This is a genomic window from Autumnicola patrickiae (genome assembly GCF_031846525.1).
In the GTDB taxonomy this organism is placed as follows: domain Bacteria; phylum Bacteroidota; class Bacteroidia; order Flavobacteriales; family Flavobacteriaceae; genus Autumnicola; species Autumnicola patrickiae.
Window position 1 is genome coordinate 121375 of the sequence record NZ_JAVRHM010000001.1, and the last position, 17561, is coordinate 138935.

Below are 17561 nucleotides of genomic sequence, written 5' to 3' on the forward strand. Positions count from 1 at the left end.
AATGTAAAAGTTCTCCAACACATCCCATTAGTGCGGCAACTTATTGCGTAAAAATCCGTAGATAAAAGTTCCCAGCAGGGCTCCAACTAATACGACGAGAATCGACACATATCCGGCTCCAATTAACGTGTAGATTGGTCCCGGACAAGATCCTGCAAGTGCCCATCCCAGACCAAAAATAATTCCGCCATACATATACCGGCTAAAACTTTTGTTCTTTGGAGTAAACTTTATGGGTTCGCCATCTATAGATTTTAAGCTGTATTTTTTGATGAGCCAGGTTCCAAGTATTCCCAGGGTGAGGGCAGAACCCATTATTCCATACATGTGAAATGACTGAAACTGGAACATTTCATAAATGCGGAACCATGATGCGGCCTCACTTTTAAACATTACTATTCCGAAAATGATACCTATTACTAAAAATTTTAGATATTTCATGTTCTTAAAAAATTAAAGGAAACAACAGGTGAATCATAAGCAGCCCACCAATAAAAAAACCTACAACTGCAATTAAGGATGGTAACTGTAAATTACTAAGTCCCGATATAGCGTGTCCCGAAGTACATCCGCCGGCGTACCTCGCTCCAAACCCAATTAAGATTCCACCAATGAATAAAATAATCAGTGACTTAGGATTTGACAGAGCATCTGTGGCAAAAAGTTCATCCGGAAGATAAGCTTCGCCCGCGCTGGAGAACCCGAGATTTTCAAGGGTAGAGATTGTATCTGGATTAATAGCTACAGCAGTATCTGTACTTAAAAAATTGGCAGCTATAAATCCCCCGATGATTGCACCGGCCACAACTGCGAGGTTCCACCGTTGCGATTTCCAGTCGAAGGCAAAAAAATCTACTTTGTTCCCGGCTCCTCCAATGGTACACATGGTACGCAGATTGGAAGACATCCCGAAGGTCTTACCTCCAAACAGCAGCAAAAACATTATTGCTGCTATAAGCGGCCCGCTTACAAACCAGGGCCATGGCTCTAAAATCCATTCCATATTTCTTTTTTAAGTGGGTGCAAAGAAAAGGGGTTTTCAAGAATATGAATGTAACAATTGTTACAGGATTTTGAAGCCACTGATTGCTAATAAAACACCATAGATTGAACTGAAGGTTCCTTCAGGATTTCCTCTTAAAGCATAAGATCGGACTAATTTTCTTCTGAAGCAGCTACTCCCGGAATCTGGGAATAAATTTATCTTCAGCATTTAAAAATTTAACTGAGAATATCTCTTTTAATTTATAAATTTCAGACCGCCATTAAATCCTTTTTCTCAAGTTGTGAAAGCTTTTTGTACCTCACTATAGCCAATACAGTTATTACCAACAAGATAGCAACCATCCAATACACCCAGCCAGGAATAGGCACAGGGTCTCCGGAAGCGTAAGAATGTAAGCCGGAGAGGTAGTAATTTACCCCAAAGGAAGTCATGATAATAGATGAAAAAGCCCATAAACTGGCAATATTTAGTACCAGTGAATTTTTAAGTTTCGGGACCAGTCTTAGGTGCAATACAAAGGCGTAAACCATAACAGAAATTAAGGCCCATGTTTCTTTGGGATCCCACGCCCAATACCGGCCCCAGCTTTCGTTTGCCCAGACGCCTCCCAGAAATGTTCCCACTGCCAGCAGAAATAATCCTATGGTAATAGACATTTCATTAACCATACTTAATTCCTGCATACTGCGCCACCACTTTTTTGAAGGTTTTACAGGTTTGAAAATTAGTAATACCAGACTTAGTAAAGCCAATAGTGCGGCAAGAGCAAGAGGAGCGTACCCACTTACGATTATTGCCACATGAATCTTTAACCAATAAGAATGAAGCACCGGCATTAGGTTGGTGATTTCGGGATTTAACCAGTCCAGAAAAGCTACGAACAACAAAGTTCCGGAAAAGAGGATTCCCAGCGGTACGGTAAAATGTGACTTCTTTCCGAATAAGAGTCCGAATAGTAAAATGCACCAGGCTACAAAAACCAGCATTTCAAATCCATCACTCCATGGTGCCCGTCCTGCGATATACCAGCGAAGCAAAAGATGAATTGTAAATACTACTAGTCCGGCCCATGCGAGGATAAGTCCGGTGTTCCAGGAATACTTCAGCCATTTTGGCTGATTAAAAAGTTTGATAATTGCCAAAATAAGCATGGCTATCCCCAGCACCCAAAATATCCCGAAGAGCCTGTTCCCCAAATTCAGTTTGTTGTATAAAATCTCTGTCTGAATTTTTTCTTCACCGGGATATACCTCTTCCCCGGCCTTTTGCTGGAATAAATGAATATAAGATAGGACCTCAGCTGCCTCACTCCAATTCCCTGAAGCAATTCCTTTTCCTATTGCAGATAAATACAACGGAGTTATATTTTTTACAAAAAGCGCATCCTCTTCGTCAAATCCCATTTTAAATTGATTTGCAGCAAACCAGGTATTGTTCTGATCCAGCCTGTTTGGAAAAAGCTTAAGAAAATCTCCCCTAAGGATAGCGTAAAAAATATTAAAACGTTCATCTACCTTTAAAAGTTCTTTATGGGCTTCATTACGTTCTGCCGGTTTCAACCTGTTCGCCTCCTCTACCAGGTCCTGCAAAAGATACCGCCCATCCTCATCTATAAGCTCCTGAAAGCTGATGCTACTCACCGGCGCATGATTAATGGCCTTAAAAATAGCATCTGCTTTTTTTGCATCTACTTTAATAAGAGGCAGCACGCTAAAACGACCGGGGTCAAGTTGCATTGCCAGTAAAAATTGCTCTGCAGTTAAGGTAATTTCGCCACCAGGTTGTTTTATTGTTATGGTCGAGCTACCACTTAATTTTCTGGTAATTTCATTGGCCAGGGTGTTTAGCGGCTTCATTCGTCCGTCAAGATCCTGAACCACTAAACTTCCGTAGGCTTCTGCCTGCTCAAGTGGCACCACAGTCTCACTCACATCCGGCACCTGTTCGTGTGCATAAGCCTGAAGTCCGAAAAATAAAGAAAGGATTATTGCAAGCAGTGCGATGGTGGTAAATCTAGGTATAGAAATACGTGGCTTTGCTGAAGTTGGCTCCTTCGGAAGTACCTCTTCTCCTCCACGTTTCTTATTCTTTATCTTTGATTTTCCGGATTCTTTATCTTTCAAAGTTTTTAATCTTCTATTCAGAATACTGAAGCGACTGCCTTTAACAAAAAGAGTGAAAAACATTCCAACCGTTAATAATGTATAAGAGAAATAGGTAATATAAGTTCCCGGCCTGTCCTGACTAACAGACAATACCGTACCTTTTTCGTCTGTATCATAAGAAGCCTGATAAAAACGATATCCTTTATAATCCAGCACGTTATTCATGAAAATTCTAAATGGAAAGTTTGTCTCGTGGTCTATTACCTGTAATTCACTTGCATAACTCGCGGCACTCTGGCTGCCGGGATAGCGCTCCAGCTCAAATTCGCGTAGTTTTAGCGCAAAAGGCAGCACCTCCTCCCGTGGTCCATAAGCCAAAGAATACTTTTGGCCATCTACAAAGAACATATGCCGCTGTGGGTCGCGGCTGACAAGCGGAGAAAAGGCGCTCAGCAGTTCATAACCGGCCTCATTTGTCACGCGTAATTTCACTACATCTGGTAACTCTTCTGCTATTTCAGGATCTTCTTCTGCATGGTAAACCAGTTTATTTCCTTCATATATTCCTTTGATCATAAAAGCGGCACTATCTACCTGGTATAAACTTCTCATTTGCAGCGGTAGCGTTTCTCCCGCTTTAAGAATGCCTATATTCTGGTTTGTCATTTCCACTACATGCATATTCTTATCGCTGTAGATCATCCACAGGCTATCTTGTTTAAATACCCTGATGTTTCCTGTTTCTTTCCCGGAGGTAGAAAACCTGAGTTCTCCAATTGGTAAATCATCACCTTTGGAAATAAGATAATCTTCGCGCTCCTTTCCGGAGGCTACAACAACTTCAATTAAAGTGTCTTTACCGGCTACAAATTCTTTATGGGCTCCTTTAATATATTCTTCAACAGTAATATTAAAATTCCGGTTTTCCACATTTGCCGTTACCGTCTGCGGTTTAAATTTGTAGTTGCTTAGTTCCAGTGGTTTCTCAAATCTGGTATTCGTACCGTCTTCACCGGCACCCTGTAACTGCATAAAGTTTCCGGCAGAATAAAAAGTATTTTTCACTTCCCCCTCCCGGATATGTATTACACCTTCTTTTCCAAAATAGCGGGTTACTCCTGCACCCAGGATCATAACCACAAAAGCAATATGAAAGACCCCCAGAGGCCATCTTTTCTTGGTGAAGAGTTTGTACTTTTTTATATGTGCAATAAAATTTACAGCCAGCCAGATCATTATAACCTCAAACCACCACGCCTCATAAACTGCCTCTCTTGCCACAGCAGTGCCATAATCGTTTTCAATAAAAGTCGCTACACCCATGGCCCCTGCAAAAGCAATAATGAGTAAAAAAGAAACTTTTGTTGAAAAAAGGAACTTCACTAATTTCATAACAACCTGTATTTATAATGAAATAAAAATTCTTTGCACTATCTTACACAATTAACTAAAGCAGAGAGGTGCAGGACATAAAACTTATTACAGCTTTGGTAAAGCCATTTTTGTATAGCTTGTTTAAGCCTGATTACTATTATTTGCTACTTACGTTAGTAACAGGCAAAGTAGCTGCTTCCCGCTCTCTACCTTCTTTTAACCAACGCGGCACAACCTCTTCAAGAAACCGTTCCTTATTTTGAACTTCTGCAGGCATATCAAGCCCTATATATTCCTGCAATACGGCTTTATCTGAAAAGTCCGGCATTTCTACCGGCTCATTATGTCCCAGGTCTGCTAAAACACGAACAAGCTGAACACGGGCTTCCTGAATTTTTCCGGTTCCGGAAGTAACTATACGGCTGGTTTCCAGAGGTGCATGAAAAGCAGCTCCATGAGAGGCCACAGAAAAGTCCCAGCGCCATTGTGCATGTCTTATATTTCGCAGAATATCTGCCATTTGTTCTTCGGTAGCACCAAGATCCCAGGCTTTCTTTGCTTCGATATGAGCTTTGGCAATTAATTTTTGCAGATAGCCGGTACCTTCTTTTATTTTACGTTGTCGCTCGTAAACATCTGTAATAAGATCATCTTTACTTTCACGATGACATACAAAACAGGAGCTTTCAACATTAGCCAGAGGCGACCCTATGTGATGATCTGTAAATTTCTGCCCACCTTCCGTTTTGTAAGGCATATGGCAATCGGCACAGGAAACTCCCCTTTTAGCATGTACTCCCATAGAAAAGATTTCATAGTCTGGATGTTGCGCCTTCAGCATTCTGGTTTTACTTAATGGGTGCACCCAGTCTGCAAAATCAACATTATCATAATATTCTTCCATAGCTTCTACAGTAAGACCACCTTCCCATGGAAATTTTAAATAAGCTGCACCTTCTTTTCCCGGAAGATCCTTATCAAAGTAATATTCCACATGACATTGTGCGCAAACTAATGATCTCATCTCCTGGTGTGAGGCATCGTCTACACTCTTTCCCATAGCTTCAAAAGCTTCTACCAGCGCGGGACGGGTAATGGTAAGATTCATAGTTTTTGGATCGTGACAATCTGCACAACCTATAGGATTAATCATTTCGCTACCAAAATCTGAAAATTTCTCACTGTAGAATTCCGTTATCCCAATTTCATCCATAAGCCTTGGCACATCTGTACTTTTACAAGTCCAACAGGTACTGGGCATTGGGCCATCCCCTTCTTTCCATGGGGAACCAACCCTTGCAGTCGAAACAATATCTGTTATAGCATGAGAATGTCCGCGGGGCTGATTATAATCCTTACTAAATGCATAACCTGCCCATAACACAACCAGCTCCGGCTGATCATCTAAAACATCTGCAAATCCGCTGGTACTATACATTCCTCTAAAGGTTGTATCTGCAGTTTTCCTGTAGGACTGGTATTGCCTTGGGTAGTTGAGTCCCCACACAGAATCTCTCGGCTCTATTCCTTCTATTTCCACCTTGGGTTGGTAGGCAAAACGTGCTTCAGCCTTTCGATCTATAATTGAGTTAGCAAGTAATGCCAGCAGGAACACAGCAATAACGGTCAGTAAAAAAATTATCCAGTTTTTCATAATTTCAATGGTTACGGTCCAAAATCAAAATTGTAATTAAAGTATATCAGTTATTAGTAGCTATTTGCGTAAAACAGAATCCTCTTTCGCTGCCATTTCATCTATATATGACTGAAGCCAGGAAGGAATAATATTTCGGTCTTCAGGAGTATGTATGGGGATGGGTTCAATTTGATAACCTACAGAAGAAAGGCTCTTTGTCCTGCCGTGGGGTACTTCCCGGTGACATTCCCAGCAGGTACGATCTGTACGGTGAAACTCATGATTCTCTACCGTAGCTGTTAATTTTGCATCTACCAGCCGCGTATCATGGCAACGAATGCAGTTATTCTGAATTACCTCTACAGAAGGCTGCCTTGCCTTGATTACCTCCGGCTCTGCCCTAAGGGTGAAAATTGTGGCGTGGTAAAGCCCATCTTTTGCCTTAAAATAGTATTGATTAAATACGTTATCCTGAGGAACGTGGCAATCGTTACAACTCGCAACTTCACGATGCGAACTTTTGTTCCAGGTTATGTACTGTGGCGTCATGACGTGGCAATTCACGCAAGCTTTAGGATCATCAGAAAGATAGGAAGCGGCATTGCTTAACTTTATAATATAAAAGCCAAGACCTACAAAGGCTCCTACCACTATCGTTGCCACCATACGCCATTTCCTGGGAGGTAACAAGCGCCGGAGCAGGGAATTTTTTTTGGGTTGGTTGGTCATTTTTCCCGGACATTTATTTTAACAAAAATATGTACGGAATCAAATGAAATTTATGACTTTGGTCAGTTTTTAGAAAGTATTCTTTCAATACCGGCCATATTTCTGTACGTACTTAAATTTTTGTTTTAACTAAGCTATAAAATTTTTCTAAAAAATTTAAGATAAAACATCTTTAAAATTTATTTAATTATGATAAGTTAACATCTGTTCGCGTGTTATTTACTCCAGAAGTAATAATAGCACGGTTGGAATTACTTTCCTGACGGAATTATATTGTAAAAGACGATTCATTACTGGAAAAGAAGTCTGTTTGTAATCATTAAAGTAAAAAATACTTAATCCCAAAAGATTCATTTTCAGCCTAAAAAAGAAAGTAGATTAAAAAACAGCAATAAAATTTTTTTGAAATAGAAAAGCTTACTATATTTGCATCCGCTAAGGAGAAATGGCAGAGTGGTCGAATGCGGCAGTCTTGAAAACTGTTGAGGGTCACACCTCCGGGGGTTCGAATCCCTCTTTCTCCGCAAAAGGAAAACCCGCAACGAAAGTTGTGGGTTTTTTGTTTTCCAAAACGTGAAAGAGTGGTTTCCAAAGTGGATAAAAAATAAAGCTATTCAGGCTTCAGAAGGGCGCTCCACTCCTCTCCGATTTTAAATTCGCGATCCTTAAAATTTTTTGCTTTTTAACTTTTAACCAGTTTTCCCGCTACTTCCAAAATGCTTTACCAGTTTTGTTATCTTTAGCTGCCAATTTAAATCAGGAAGTAAATGTCAGCATTATTTTCACCCTTTAAAATCAAGGAAATTGAATTTAAAAACCGGCTCACGGTTTCTCCAATGTGCATGTACAGCAGTGAAGATGGTTTTAGCAACAACTGGCATCTAGTACATCTCGGAAGCCGCGCAGTGGGTGGCGCCGGATTAATTTTTACGGAAGCTATCGCGGTCTCTCCGGAAGGCAGAATCACTCCGCATGACCTGGGAATCTGGAAGGACGAACATATAGAAGGATTAAAAAAAATCATGGAATTCGTAGAATCCCAGGGAGCAGTTATCGGCACACAACTAGCCCACGCAGGCCGTAAAGCCAGTACCACACCTCCCTGGGAAGGAGGAGCGCTTCTGGACCATACTTCCGGAGGTTGGGATACCCTCGCCCCCAGCCCTGTTCCGTTTATAAAAAATAATCCGTTACCAAAAGAGCTAAATGAAGACGGAATTAAAAAGGTGGTAGCCGACTTTAAAGCTGCGGCAAAGAGAGCGGTAAAAGCGGGATTTAAAGTAATTGAAATCCATGCCGCTCATGGGTATTTACTGCACCAGTTTCTGTCACCCTTAAGCAATCATAGAAATGATAACTATGGAGGTAAATTTGAAAACAGGATCCGTTTACTCCTGGAAGTACTGGAGGCAGTAAAACAGGAATGGCCTCAGAATTTGCCAATTTTCGTGCGTATTTCTGCTACAGATTGGGTGGAAGGCGGCTGGAACGAGGAAGAATCTGTAGAACTGGCAAAAATATTAAAAGAAAAAGGAGTGGATCTTATCGATTGCTCTTCCGGAGGAATGGTTCCCGATGCGAAAATTCCGGTGGAAAAAGGCTACCAGGTACAGTTTTCAGAAAAAATAAAAACGGAAGCCGATATTGCCACAGGAGCCGTGGGGCTAATAACTACTGCTGAAGAAGCTGAAGAAATTCTCGTTCAGGACCAGGCAGATCTTGTTTTTATGGCACGGGAATTTCTGCGGGAACCTTATTTTGCACTAAAAGCTGCAAAAACTTTGAAAACTGACGTTTCCTGGCCACCACAATATGACCGCGCAAAACCAAGGGGATAAATTTCAGCTTCAGAAAAAAAACCAAACAACATCAACAACTATGAAAAAACAGCTAATCTTAGCATTTATCCTGCTGCTAATTAGCTTCAGCATAGTTGCACAAAAAGAAGAGTATAAAGAACTTATGAATCAGGATTGGGCGAATTTAAAAAAATACAGGGAGGCAAATAAGAGCATTCTCAAAAATGGCAATTATCCCAAAGTAGTCTTTATGGGGAACTCGATTACTGAAGGTTGGGTTAATATTCACCCGGACTTCTTTTCAGAAAATAATTTCGTCGGAAGGGGAATCAGCGGGCAAACCACTCCGCAAATGCTCGTCCGTTTTATGCCAGATGTGGTGGATTTGAAGCCAAAAGCAGTTGTAATTCTCGCCGGAACCAATGATATTGCCGGCAATACCGGATTTTCTTCAGTAAAAATGATTTCAGATAACATAAAAGCCATGTCCCAGCTTGCCGAAGCTAACGGGATTAAAGTTATACTGAGTTCGGTTCTCCCGGTTTATGATTATCCATGGCGCACCGGGCTCGAACCTGTATCGAAAATTGCCAAAATTAACGAGTGGCTTAAAAATTATGCTGAAGAAAATAATTACGCTTACCTGGATTATTTTTCTGCGCTAAAGGATGAAAAAGAAGGCATGAAGGCAGCATATGCTGAAGATGGCGTCCATCCCACCAGTGCCGGTTACGATGTTATGGAACCACTGGTAAAAGAGGCCATAGAAAAAGCGTTGTAACAGATTACCTCCCGAAAAAGAACATTTTCGGCACGAAATCTGAAGGAAATACCCATGAAAACGGCTATCTTGCCGCACTTAAAACCACAAATTCAATTTTTTATGAAGAAAATACTATTGCTTGCGCTTGCAGTTAACGTTGTTGCCTGCGGGACACAACCTAAAAACGTGGAAAGCGCAAACCCTATGGAGTATGCGAACACAATTACTGCTGAAGAGTTAAAGGAACATCTTTACATTTTCGCCAGCGATGAGTTTGAAGGCCGTGACACCGGTGAACCCGGACAAAAAAAGGCTGCCGAATATCTTAAAAATGAATATCAGAAATTGGATATTCCGGGGCCAATGGGAGACGATGATTATTATCAGGAAGTGCCTTCCAGCGTCTTTCGTGGTGACATTAAAGACTCCGAAAATGTTTTGGCCTACTTTAAAGGCGGCGAAAAAGCCGATGAATTAGTTGTGATCTCCTCTCATTATGACCACGTGGGAATGGATGATGAAGGAAATGTTTTTAACGGTGCAGATGATGATGGCTCCGGAACAGTAGGTATTCTCGAAATCGCTGAAGCTTTTGCTAAAGCCAAAGAAGATGGTTATACCCCAAAACGTTCTATTCTTTTTCTGAATGTTACGGGTGAAGAAAAAGGGCTGGTAGGATCAAAGTTTTATACAGATAACCCAATTTTTCCTTTAGAAAACACTGTTGCCAATCTTAACATCGACATGATTGGAAGAATAGATCCGGAACATGAAGGTAATGATAACTACATCTATCTTATTGGCAGCGACAAACTTAGCACAGATCTACATGAGCTAAGCGAAGAGGTTAACAACAAATATATAAACCTGGACCTGGATTATACTTACAACGATGAGAATGATCCTAACAGATTCTATTACAGAAGTGACCATTATAATTTTGCAAAAAATAATATTCCGATTATTTTCTATTTTAACGGAGTTCATGAAGATTACCACAAAATAACTGATACTCCTGATAAAATTGAGTACAACGCTTTGGAAAAACGTGCTAAACTCGTTTTCCTTACTGCATGGGAAATCGCAAACCGCGATGAAAGACCAGTAGTGGATAAACCCACAGCTTCAGAATAGTAAGCTGTTCTTATAATACTTGAGCCTCACGATTGTGGGGCTTTTTTATTGGAAGAATTGAGATGAAAATCATTTGGGGTTCAGGGTCTGTTGTTTTGTCAGGCTGAGCCTGTCGAAGCCCGTCCACACTTTGTCAGATTCAGTCTATTCTCAACTCCGCTCGAATTGACATCAGCTTTCGTTTTTACCTCATTAACACATCTTCAAATCAGCACATTTTCAAATTTTCAAATTAATTCTTGTCTTCCAGCAACGGCACAAACCTAAAATCCCCATACTCCTTTTTATCAAATTCGGTATCAGATTTCCTGGTGAACAAGGTCATAACCTGTACATCCTTTCCTATTGGAATTACCATTTTTCCTCCAACTTTTAATTGTCCGAGTAGTGTTTTTGGCAAATATGGCGCACCTGCAGTAACGATAATTTTATCAAAAGGAGCATATTCCGGCCAGCCTTTGTAGCCATCGCCAAAACTGAGTTGTTTTGGACGATAACCGATTTTCTCAAGGAAACTTTTCGTTTTCTTATAAAGCTCACGTTGTCTTTCGATGCTGTAGACTTTTGCACCCAGTTCGCATAACACCGCAGTCTGATAACCACTTCCGGTTCCAATTTCCAGCACTGCGTCATTTTTAGAAACCTCCAGAAGCTCGGTTTGAAAAGCTACCGTGTAAGGTTGCGAAATAGTTTGATCTGCGGCTATAGGAAACGCTTTATCTTGATAAGCATGATCTTCAAAACTACTATCCATAAATAAATGCCTCGGAATTTTTCCAATGGCATCCAGCACTTTTTGGTCGGTAACACCTTTTCTCTTAACGGTTTCTACCAGCTGCTGTCTTTTTCCTTTATGTCTGTAGTTATCCTTGTGCAATTTCTGAATTTTTGGAAGTATAAAATTAAGAAAATATTAGCATTGCATACAAACAAATTCGAGGGGTATTATAACAGAAACTTTTAAAGTATTTATTCTCAAAATACTATTTTTGTGCTAAATCCTGAAAACTATGCTAAAAGTAGGCGTTCTGGGTGCTGGGCACCTGGGAAAAATTCATTTGAAACTTCTTAATCAATCTGGGAAATTTGAACTGGTGGGTTTCTTTGATGCAAACGAAGAAAACGCATCTAAAATTGAAGAGGAATTTGGTTACAAAAAGTTCAGCAGCCTGGATAATCTAATTGCAAAAGTTGAAGTTGTAGACGTGGTTACTCCCACGCTTTCTCATTTTGAAGTAGCTAAAAAAGTGATTTCCGCAGGGAAACATCTTTTTATTGAAAAGCCCATTACCAATACCTTTGAAGAAGCTCAGGAACTTATAGCTCTTGCTGAAAAGCACAAAGTTAAAGGGCAGGTTGGTCACGTAGAGCGGTTTAACCCGGCTTTTCAGGCTGTGGTTTCCCGGATAGAAAACCCAATGTTTATCGAGGCGCATCGCCTGGCGGAATTTAATCCGCGGGGGACAGATGTTCCTGTGGTGCTGGATTTAATGATTCATGATATTGATGCTATTCTAAGCGTAGTAAAATCTGAAGTGAAAAGTATTAATGCCAGCGGAGTTTCAGTAATAAGTGAAACTCCAGATATCGCAAATGCACGGATAGAGTTCGAGAACGGCTGCGTCGCGAATTTAACCGCGAGCAGGATTTCACTTAAAAATATGCGGAAATCGAGGTTCTTTCAACGGGACGCGTATATTTCTGTTGATTTTCTGGAGAAGAAATGTGAGGTTGTAAAAATGAAAGATGTTCCCGAGAACCCTGATGATTACGCGATGATCCTTCAAAATGCTGAAGGAGTTAAAAAGCAAATCTATTTTGACAACCCTTCCGTAGCCCCGAATAATGCGATTTTACAGGAACTGGAGACTTTTGCAGATGCAATTGAAAACAATACGGAACCAATAGTGACACTGGAACAAGGCGCACGCGCTCTAAAAGTTGCAAATCAGGTGATTGCGAGTTTTTAGGAGTTCGGGGTGCGGAGTTCGTGGTTCGGAGTTCGTAGTGTCACGTCGAGCGGAGTCGAGACGCATTTATTTTGATTTTACGACAGAAGCTTGTCTTGAGCGAGGACTAAAGAACCAGGAATATCAAAAAATATATTAGTGGATTCTTGGTCAAAAGATGAGTTGAATAACTTAAATTTTATAATTCAAAATTTAAAATTATAATGAAAAACATAGCAGTAATAGGTGCAGGAACGATGGGTAACGGAATCGCCCATACCTTCGCGCAGTTTGGATATAAAGTACAGCTGATAGATGTTTCAAAAGAAAACCTTCAGCGGGGAATGGATACCATTGCCAAAAACCTGGACAGAATGGTGGCGAAGGAAAAAATTTCCGAAGCTCAAAAAGAGGAAACGCTTAGCAATATTACTCAGCAAATCGACATTCCTTCAGGAGTGAAAAATGTGGATCTGGTGGTGGAAGCAGCGACTGAAAATCAAGACCTGAAACTGAAGATTTTCAAACAACTGGACGGTAATTGTTCTAAGGATACAATTTTAGCGTCAAATACTTCTTCAATTTCCATAACGCATATAGCTTCCGTGGTTTCTAATCCGGAAAGGGTGATTGGGATGCATTTTATGAATCCGGTGCCGGTGATGAAGCTGGTGGAGATCATCCGCGGCTACAATACCAGCGATAAAGTGACCAAAAGCGTGATGGAGCTTTCAGAAAAACTGAATAAAGTTCCTGTGGAAGTCAATGATTACCCGGGCTTTGTGGCGAACAGGATTTTGATGCCAATGATAAACGAAGCTATTGAAACGCTTTACAACGGAGTCGCCGGCGTTTACGAAATTGATACGGTGATGAAGCTTGGAATGGCGCACCCAATGGGTCCGCTTCAGTTAGCAGATTTTATAGGGCTGGATGTTTGCCTTTCTATTCTCGAAGTGATGCACGACGGATTCAAAAATCCGAAGTACGCTCCTTGTCCGTTATTGGTGAATATGGTGAGAGCAGGAAAATTTGGAGTGAAATCTGGTGAAGGTTTTTACAATTATTCCGAAAACAAAAAAGCCGAAAAAGTTTCCCCGCAATTCAGTTCGTAATAATATGCCGAAAATGGCAATTTTCGACCTCTAATTCCGGAAGTGCAGCAAACTTCGGCCTGCGGCCACCTCCCCTTAAAAAATGGGAGGAGCTTTAAAGTGAGAGTTGTTGTTCAAGGTTTCCGTGGGCCGAGTGCTGGAAAATGCAATTTTATCGTAAACTCTTTAACTTTTAACCCATAACTCATTCCCTTTTTAACTCTTTAACTATAATAATTGGCAGAAATACTTCCATTTAAAGCCGTACGCCCGGCAAAAGCTAAAGCAGGGCTGGTCGTTTCCCGCTCGTATCAGGATTACAGCAAGGCAGAAATTGCCGCACAGCTGGAAAGTAACCCCTATTCATTTTTGCACATTATCAATCCCGAATATGATCTTCAGGAGAAAAATGTGGGCGGGAATCGGTTTAAGATGATCAAAGAACGTTATCTGCAATACAAGGAAGATGGCACGTTTATTAAAGACGAAGAGCCATTTTATTACGTTTACAAAATTGAAACTCCGCAAGACAGCTGCTGCGGGATTATAGCTGCGGCCAGTGCCAGAGATTACGAGAACAACATCATTAAAAAGCACGAAGATACCATCGCCCACCGGGAAATACTCTTTAAAGAATACCTGCAGGTGGTAGGTTTCAATGCTGAACCTGTGTTACTTACTTTTCAGGATAACAAGATCATTGAGCGGGTAATTTCAGAAACTTTAAACACTGCTACCGAAAATGAATTTACCACCGCCGACGGGGAGAAGCATTCGCTATGGAAGATTTCAAATCCTGAAGTTGCTGAAAGTCTGAGGTCAGAATTTGCAAATATCGGCAGTCTTTATATTGCCGACGGGCATCACCGCTGTGCCTCCTCTGCCCTGCTTGCAAAGGAAAGCCGCGCAAAAAATCCGGAGCATACGGGAAAAGAGCCCTATAATTACTTTTTAAGCTATATAATTTCTGAGAAAGATTTGAAAATTGACGGCTTCAGCAGGCTGATCAGTGATCTTAATTCTCATTCAAAAGAAGAGTTTCTTTTTCTTCTGAAGAAAAACTTCAGTATAAAAAACTACGAGGAGAAAATTTTTGTGCCCGCAGAAAAACATCAATTCAGCATGTACCTGGATGGCCAGTACTATTCACTTCAGCTAAAGAAAACCGGCGTCAGAGCATCCGATTCCCGCAGCCAACTGGATGCAGTGATTCTACACGAAAATATCCTGAAACCGATACTTGGAATTCAGGATTTGAGAAATGATAAACGAATTTCCTATTTCCCCGGAACGGACGATAATGTAGAAATTAAGCGGCAGGTAGACAGTGGAAAATTTGCAGTTGGCTTCGCAATGCTCCCTCCCGGAATAGCTGAAATAAAACAAATTGCAGAGGAAAATTTGACGATGCCGCCAAAAAGTACTTATATTGAACCTAAACTGCGCAGCGGTCTAACAATTTACGAGTTTTGACTATGAAGATTTCTGAAAATATAAAAAAATATAAAGATGAACTACCTGAAAATGTTAAGCTGGTAGCGATTTCCAAGACCAAGCCCAACGAAGATCTAATGGAAGCTTATGAAGCCGGGCAACGGATTTTTGGTGAAAATAAAATTCAGGAAATGACCGATAAATGGGAGAGCCTTCCTAAAGATATTGAGTGGCATATGGTTGGTCATGTTCAGCGAAATAAGGTGAAATATATGGCGCCTTTTGTTGGCCTGATTCATGCTGTAGATAGTTTGAAGTTGCTGAAGGAAATCAACAAAAGAGCAAAAAATGAAGATCGCAAAATAAAATGCCTCATTCAGATTAAAATAGCCGAAGAAGATTCGAAATTCGGGATTTCCAGGGAAGAAGCAGAGGGAATTTTGAATTCCGATGTTTATAAAAAAATGGAAAATACAGCGGTAGTCGGGCTTATGGGAATGGCTACTTTTACTGAAGATGAAAATCAGGTAAAATCGGAATTTTTGAAATTAAAAGGTATTTTTGACGACTTTAAAGAAAAGTATCCTTCAATTAAAGAACTTTCCATGGGGATGAGCGGCGATTACAAAATCGCGGTAGAATGTGGATCTACAATGGTGAGGATTGGAAGTAGTATTTTTGGGGAACGGAATTATAATTAAACAGAGTAAGTTTTTGTACGCAGTTTTAGACATAGAAACAACGGGAGGTAAGTACAACGAAGAAGGAGTTACCGAAATTGCCGTTTACAAATTCGACGGCCATAAGGTGGTAGATCAATTCATTAGCCTTGTAAATCCCGAGCAGCCTATACAGCCTTTTGTTGTTAATTTAACGGGAATTAATAACGAAATGCTTCGCAATGCTCCCAAGTTTTATGAGGTAGCGAAGCGCATTGTGGAAATCACCACAGACTGTATCCTCGTTGCGCATAACGCAAAATTTGATTACCGGATCTTAAGAACAGAATTCCGCCGACTCGGATTTGAATACGAGCGTAAATCCCTTTGTACTGTTGAGCTTTCGAAAAAACTTATTCCGGGGCTTCCCTCCTACAGTCTTGGCAAATTGGTAAGATCCCTGGGGATTCCGCTTAGCGACAGGCACCGTGCCAGCGGTGACGCACAGGCAACAGTGAAACTTTTTAAAATGTTGCTGGCCAAAGATGTAGAAAAAGATATTCTTAAAGACCACGTTCGGCTGGAACCAAAACGTAATCTGGATACAAAACTTGTCTATCTTCTGGAAGAATTGCCGGCCACTACAGGTGTTTACTACCTGCATAATGAGGAAGGCGAAATCATCTACATTGGAAAAAGCAAAAATATCCGGAAACGTGTAAATCAGCATTTTACCAACGACCACCATAAGGCGAAGGAAATGCAGAAAGAAGTTTCTTCGGTTTCTTATGAATCCTGCGGAAATGAGCTTATCGCCCTGCTCAAGGAGAATCAGGAAATTAAACAGAATAAACCAAAGTACAATAAGGCGCTGAAAAAGAACATTTTCAGTCATGCTTTATATCATAGTACCGACGAGAACGGTTACATTAACTTGCAAATTGGCAGGGCGAATGGTCGCGAAAACATCACCACCTTTACAAATCTGAGACAAGCAAAAACTTTGCTTAGCAACTGGGTGGAAGAATATCAGTTATGCGAACGACTTTCCGGACTTGAAAAAGGCAGCGGAAATTGTTTTAAGTACAGCATCAAAAACTGCTGGGGCGCCTGTATAGATGAGGAAGCTGCAACAGAATATAATCAACGCGCAAGAGACCTGATATCGAAATATTCCTATGAGAGTCAGAATATGATGATTATTGGCCGCGGCCGTGATGTAGACGAAAAAAGTGTGCTGCTAATTGAAGATGGTGAGTTTAAAGGAATGGGATATTTTAATCTTAACCACCAGGTGAACAATATAGATATTGTAAAGTCCATTATTACTCCCATGAAAAATGATCGTGATACGCAGCACATTATTCAGAATTACCTGAGAAAAAATCACAGGTTTAAGATTGTACATTTTTCTGAAGCGGAAAAATAATTTGATGATTTGGAAAAGGCTTCGACAGGCTCAGCCGGACTGGTAAACTTTTTTGTCCCCCTGAGCTTGTCGAAGGGTGGATTTCTATGGGCTTTTTCTTACTGAAGTAAACAACCCCTCGACTCCGCCAGGGGTGACATTCGTTTTCTACATCCTGATTCTTATCTCCTGGTTCCTGATTCACGTTAAAATAGAGCCTCCAAAATGGCAATTATCATACTGTAGTTTTCACCACGAATAAAAATAGCAGGGCTTCGACAGGCCCAGCCGGACTGGTAACTCATTGTCCCCCTGAGCTTGTCGAAGGGTGGATTTCTATGGGCTTTTTCTTACTGAAGTAATCAACCCCTCGACTCCGCCCGGGGTGACATTCTTTCCCGACATCCTAGTTCTTGTCTCCTGGTTCCTGATTCCGTTTTAGATGGCGCCTCTAAAATGGCAATTATCGAT

The 17561-nt window shown here is 40.9% G+C and carries 14 protein-coding genes and 1 tRNA gene; 9 read left to right on the forward strand and 6 right to left on the reverse strand.

Annotation, left to right across the window (positions count from 1 at the left end):
* Nucleotides 1-27: 27 nt before the first annotated feature.
* From RM549_RS00545 to nrfH, 5 genes are all read right to left on the reverse strand, one after another.
* A complete protein-coding gene (locus tag RM549_RS00545) occupies nt 28-441 on the reverse strand; it encodes a YeeE/YedE family protein (RefSeq protein WP_311679632.1) in 414 nt (137 codons plus the stop codon).
* Nucleotides 442-445: 4 nt separating this feature from the next.
* Nucleotides 446-1003 carry a YeeE/YedE family protein gene (locus RM549_RS00550; protein WP_311679634.1) on the reverse strand — a complete coding sequence of 186 codons (558 nt, stop codon included), beginning with the start codon at nt 1001-1003 and terminating at the stop codon, nt 446-448.
* 251 nt (nt 1004-1254) lie between these two features.
* Nucleotides 1255-4503, reverse strand: a complete 3249-nt coding sequence (locus RM549_RS00555) for a cytochrome c biogenesis protein CcsA (protein ID WP_311679636.1) — start codon at nt 4501-4503, stop codon at nt 1255-1257.
* Nucleotides 4504-4642: 139 nt separating this feature from the next.
* Nucleotides 4643-6139, reverse strand: coding sequence for an ammonia-forming cytochrome c nitrite reductase (nrfA, locus tag RM549_RS00560; RefSeq protein ID WP_311679638.1), 1497 nt, complete (start codon nt 6137-6139; stop codon nt 4643-4645).
* Between the two features lie 60 nt (nt 6140-6199).
* Nucleotides 6200-6850, reverse strand: a complete 651-nt coding sequence (gene nrfH, locus RM549_RS00565; RefSeq protein WP_311679640.1) for a cytochrome c nitrite reductase small subunit — start codon at nt 6848-6850, stop codon at nt 6200-6202.
* Nucleotides 6851-7289: 439 nt separating this feature from the next.
* On the opposite strand from nrfH, the gene RM549_RS00570 reads away from it, so the two are divergent.
* The 4 genes from RM549_RS00570 to RM549_RS00585 all read left to right on the forward strand — a co-directional run bounded on the left by RM549_RS00570 (nt 7290) and on the right by RM549_RS00585 (nt 10546).
* A tRNA-Ser gene (locus RM549_RS00570) sits at nt 7290-7374 on the forward strand.
* 243 nt (nt 7375-7617) lie between these two features.
* Nucleotides 7618-8688, forward strand: coding sequence for an NADPH dehydrogenase NamA (gene namA, locus RM549_RS00575; protein ID WP_311679641.1), 1071 nt, complete (start codon nt 7618-7620; stop codon nt 8686-8688).
* Nucleotides 8689-8728: 40 nt separating this feature from the next.
* Nucleotides 8729-9430, forward strand: a complete 702-nt coding sequence (locus RM549_RS00580; RefSeq protein WP_311679642.1) for an SGNH/GDSL hydrolase family protein — start codon at nt 8729-8731, stop codon at nt 9428-9430.
* Between the two features lie 102 nt (nt 9431-9532).
* Nucleotides 9533-10546 (forward strand): M28 family metallopeptidase, encoded by a 1014-nt coding sequence (locus tag RM549_RS00585; protein ID WP_311679643.1) that lies wholly within the window; start codon nt 9533-9535, stop codon nt 10544-10546.
* Between the two features lie 232 nt (nt 10547-10778).
* On the opposite strand, the gene RM549_RS00590 is transcribed toward RM549_RS00585, so the two are convergent.
* On the reverse strand, nt 10779-11423 hold the full coding sequence (locus tag RM549_RS00590) for a protein-L-isoaspartate(D-aspartate) O-methyltransferase (protein ID WP_311679644.1): 645 nt from the start codon (nt 11421-11423) through the stop codon (nt 10779-10781).
* Between the two features lie 133 nt (nt 11424-11556).
* Here RM549_RS00590 and RM549_RS00595 point away from each other — a divergent pair, with 133 nt between their 5' ends.
* From RM549_RS00595 to RM549_RS00615, 5 genes are all read left to right on the forward strand, one after another.
* A complete protein-coding gene (locus RM549_RS00595; protein ID WP_311679645.1) occupies nt 11557-12516 on the forward strand; it encodes a Gfo/Idh/MocA family protein in 960 nt (319 codons plus the stop codon).
* Between the two features lie 203 nt (nt 12517-12719).
* Complete coding sequence (locus RM549_RS00600; protein ID WP_311679646.1) at nt 12720-13610, forward strand: 3-hydroxyacyl-CoA dehydrogenase family protein; 891 nt, start codon at nt 12720-12722, stop codon at nt 13608-13610.
* A 216-nt stretch (nt 13611-13826) separates the two neighbouring features.
* Nucleotides 13827-15062: a DUF1015 domain-containing protein gene (locus tag RM549_RS00605; RefSeq protein ID WP_311679647.1), complete on the forward strand. Its 1236-nt coding sequence runs from the start codon at nt 13827-13829 to the stop codon at nt 15060-15062.
* Between the two features lie 2 nt (nt 15063-15064).
* Nucleotides 15065-15724: a YggS family pyridoxal phosphate-dependent enzyme gene (locus RM549_RS00610; RefSeq protein ID WP_311679648.1), complete on the forward strand. Its 660-nt coding sequence runs from the start codon at nt 15065-15067 to the stop codon at nt 15722-15724.
* Between the two features lie 13 nt (nt 15725-15737).
* Nucleotides 15738-17111 carry an exonuclease domain-containing protein gene (locus tag RM549_RS00615; RefSeq protein WP_311679649.1) on the forward strand — a complete coding sequence of 458 codons (1374 nt, stop codon included), beginning with the start codon at nt 15738-15740 and terminating at the stop codon, nt 17109-17111.
* Nucleotides 17112-17561: the final 450 nt, after the last annotated feature.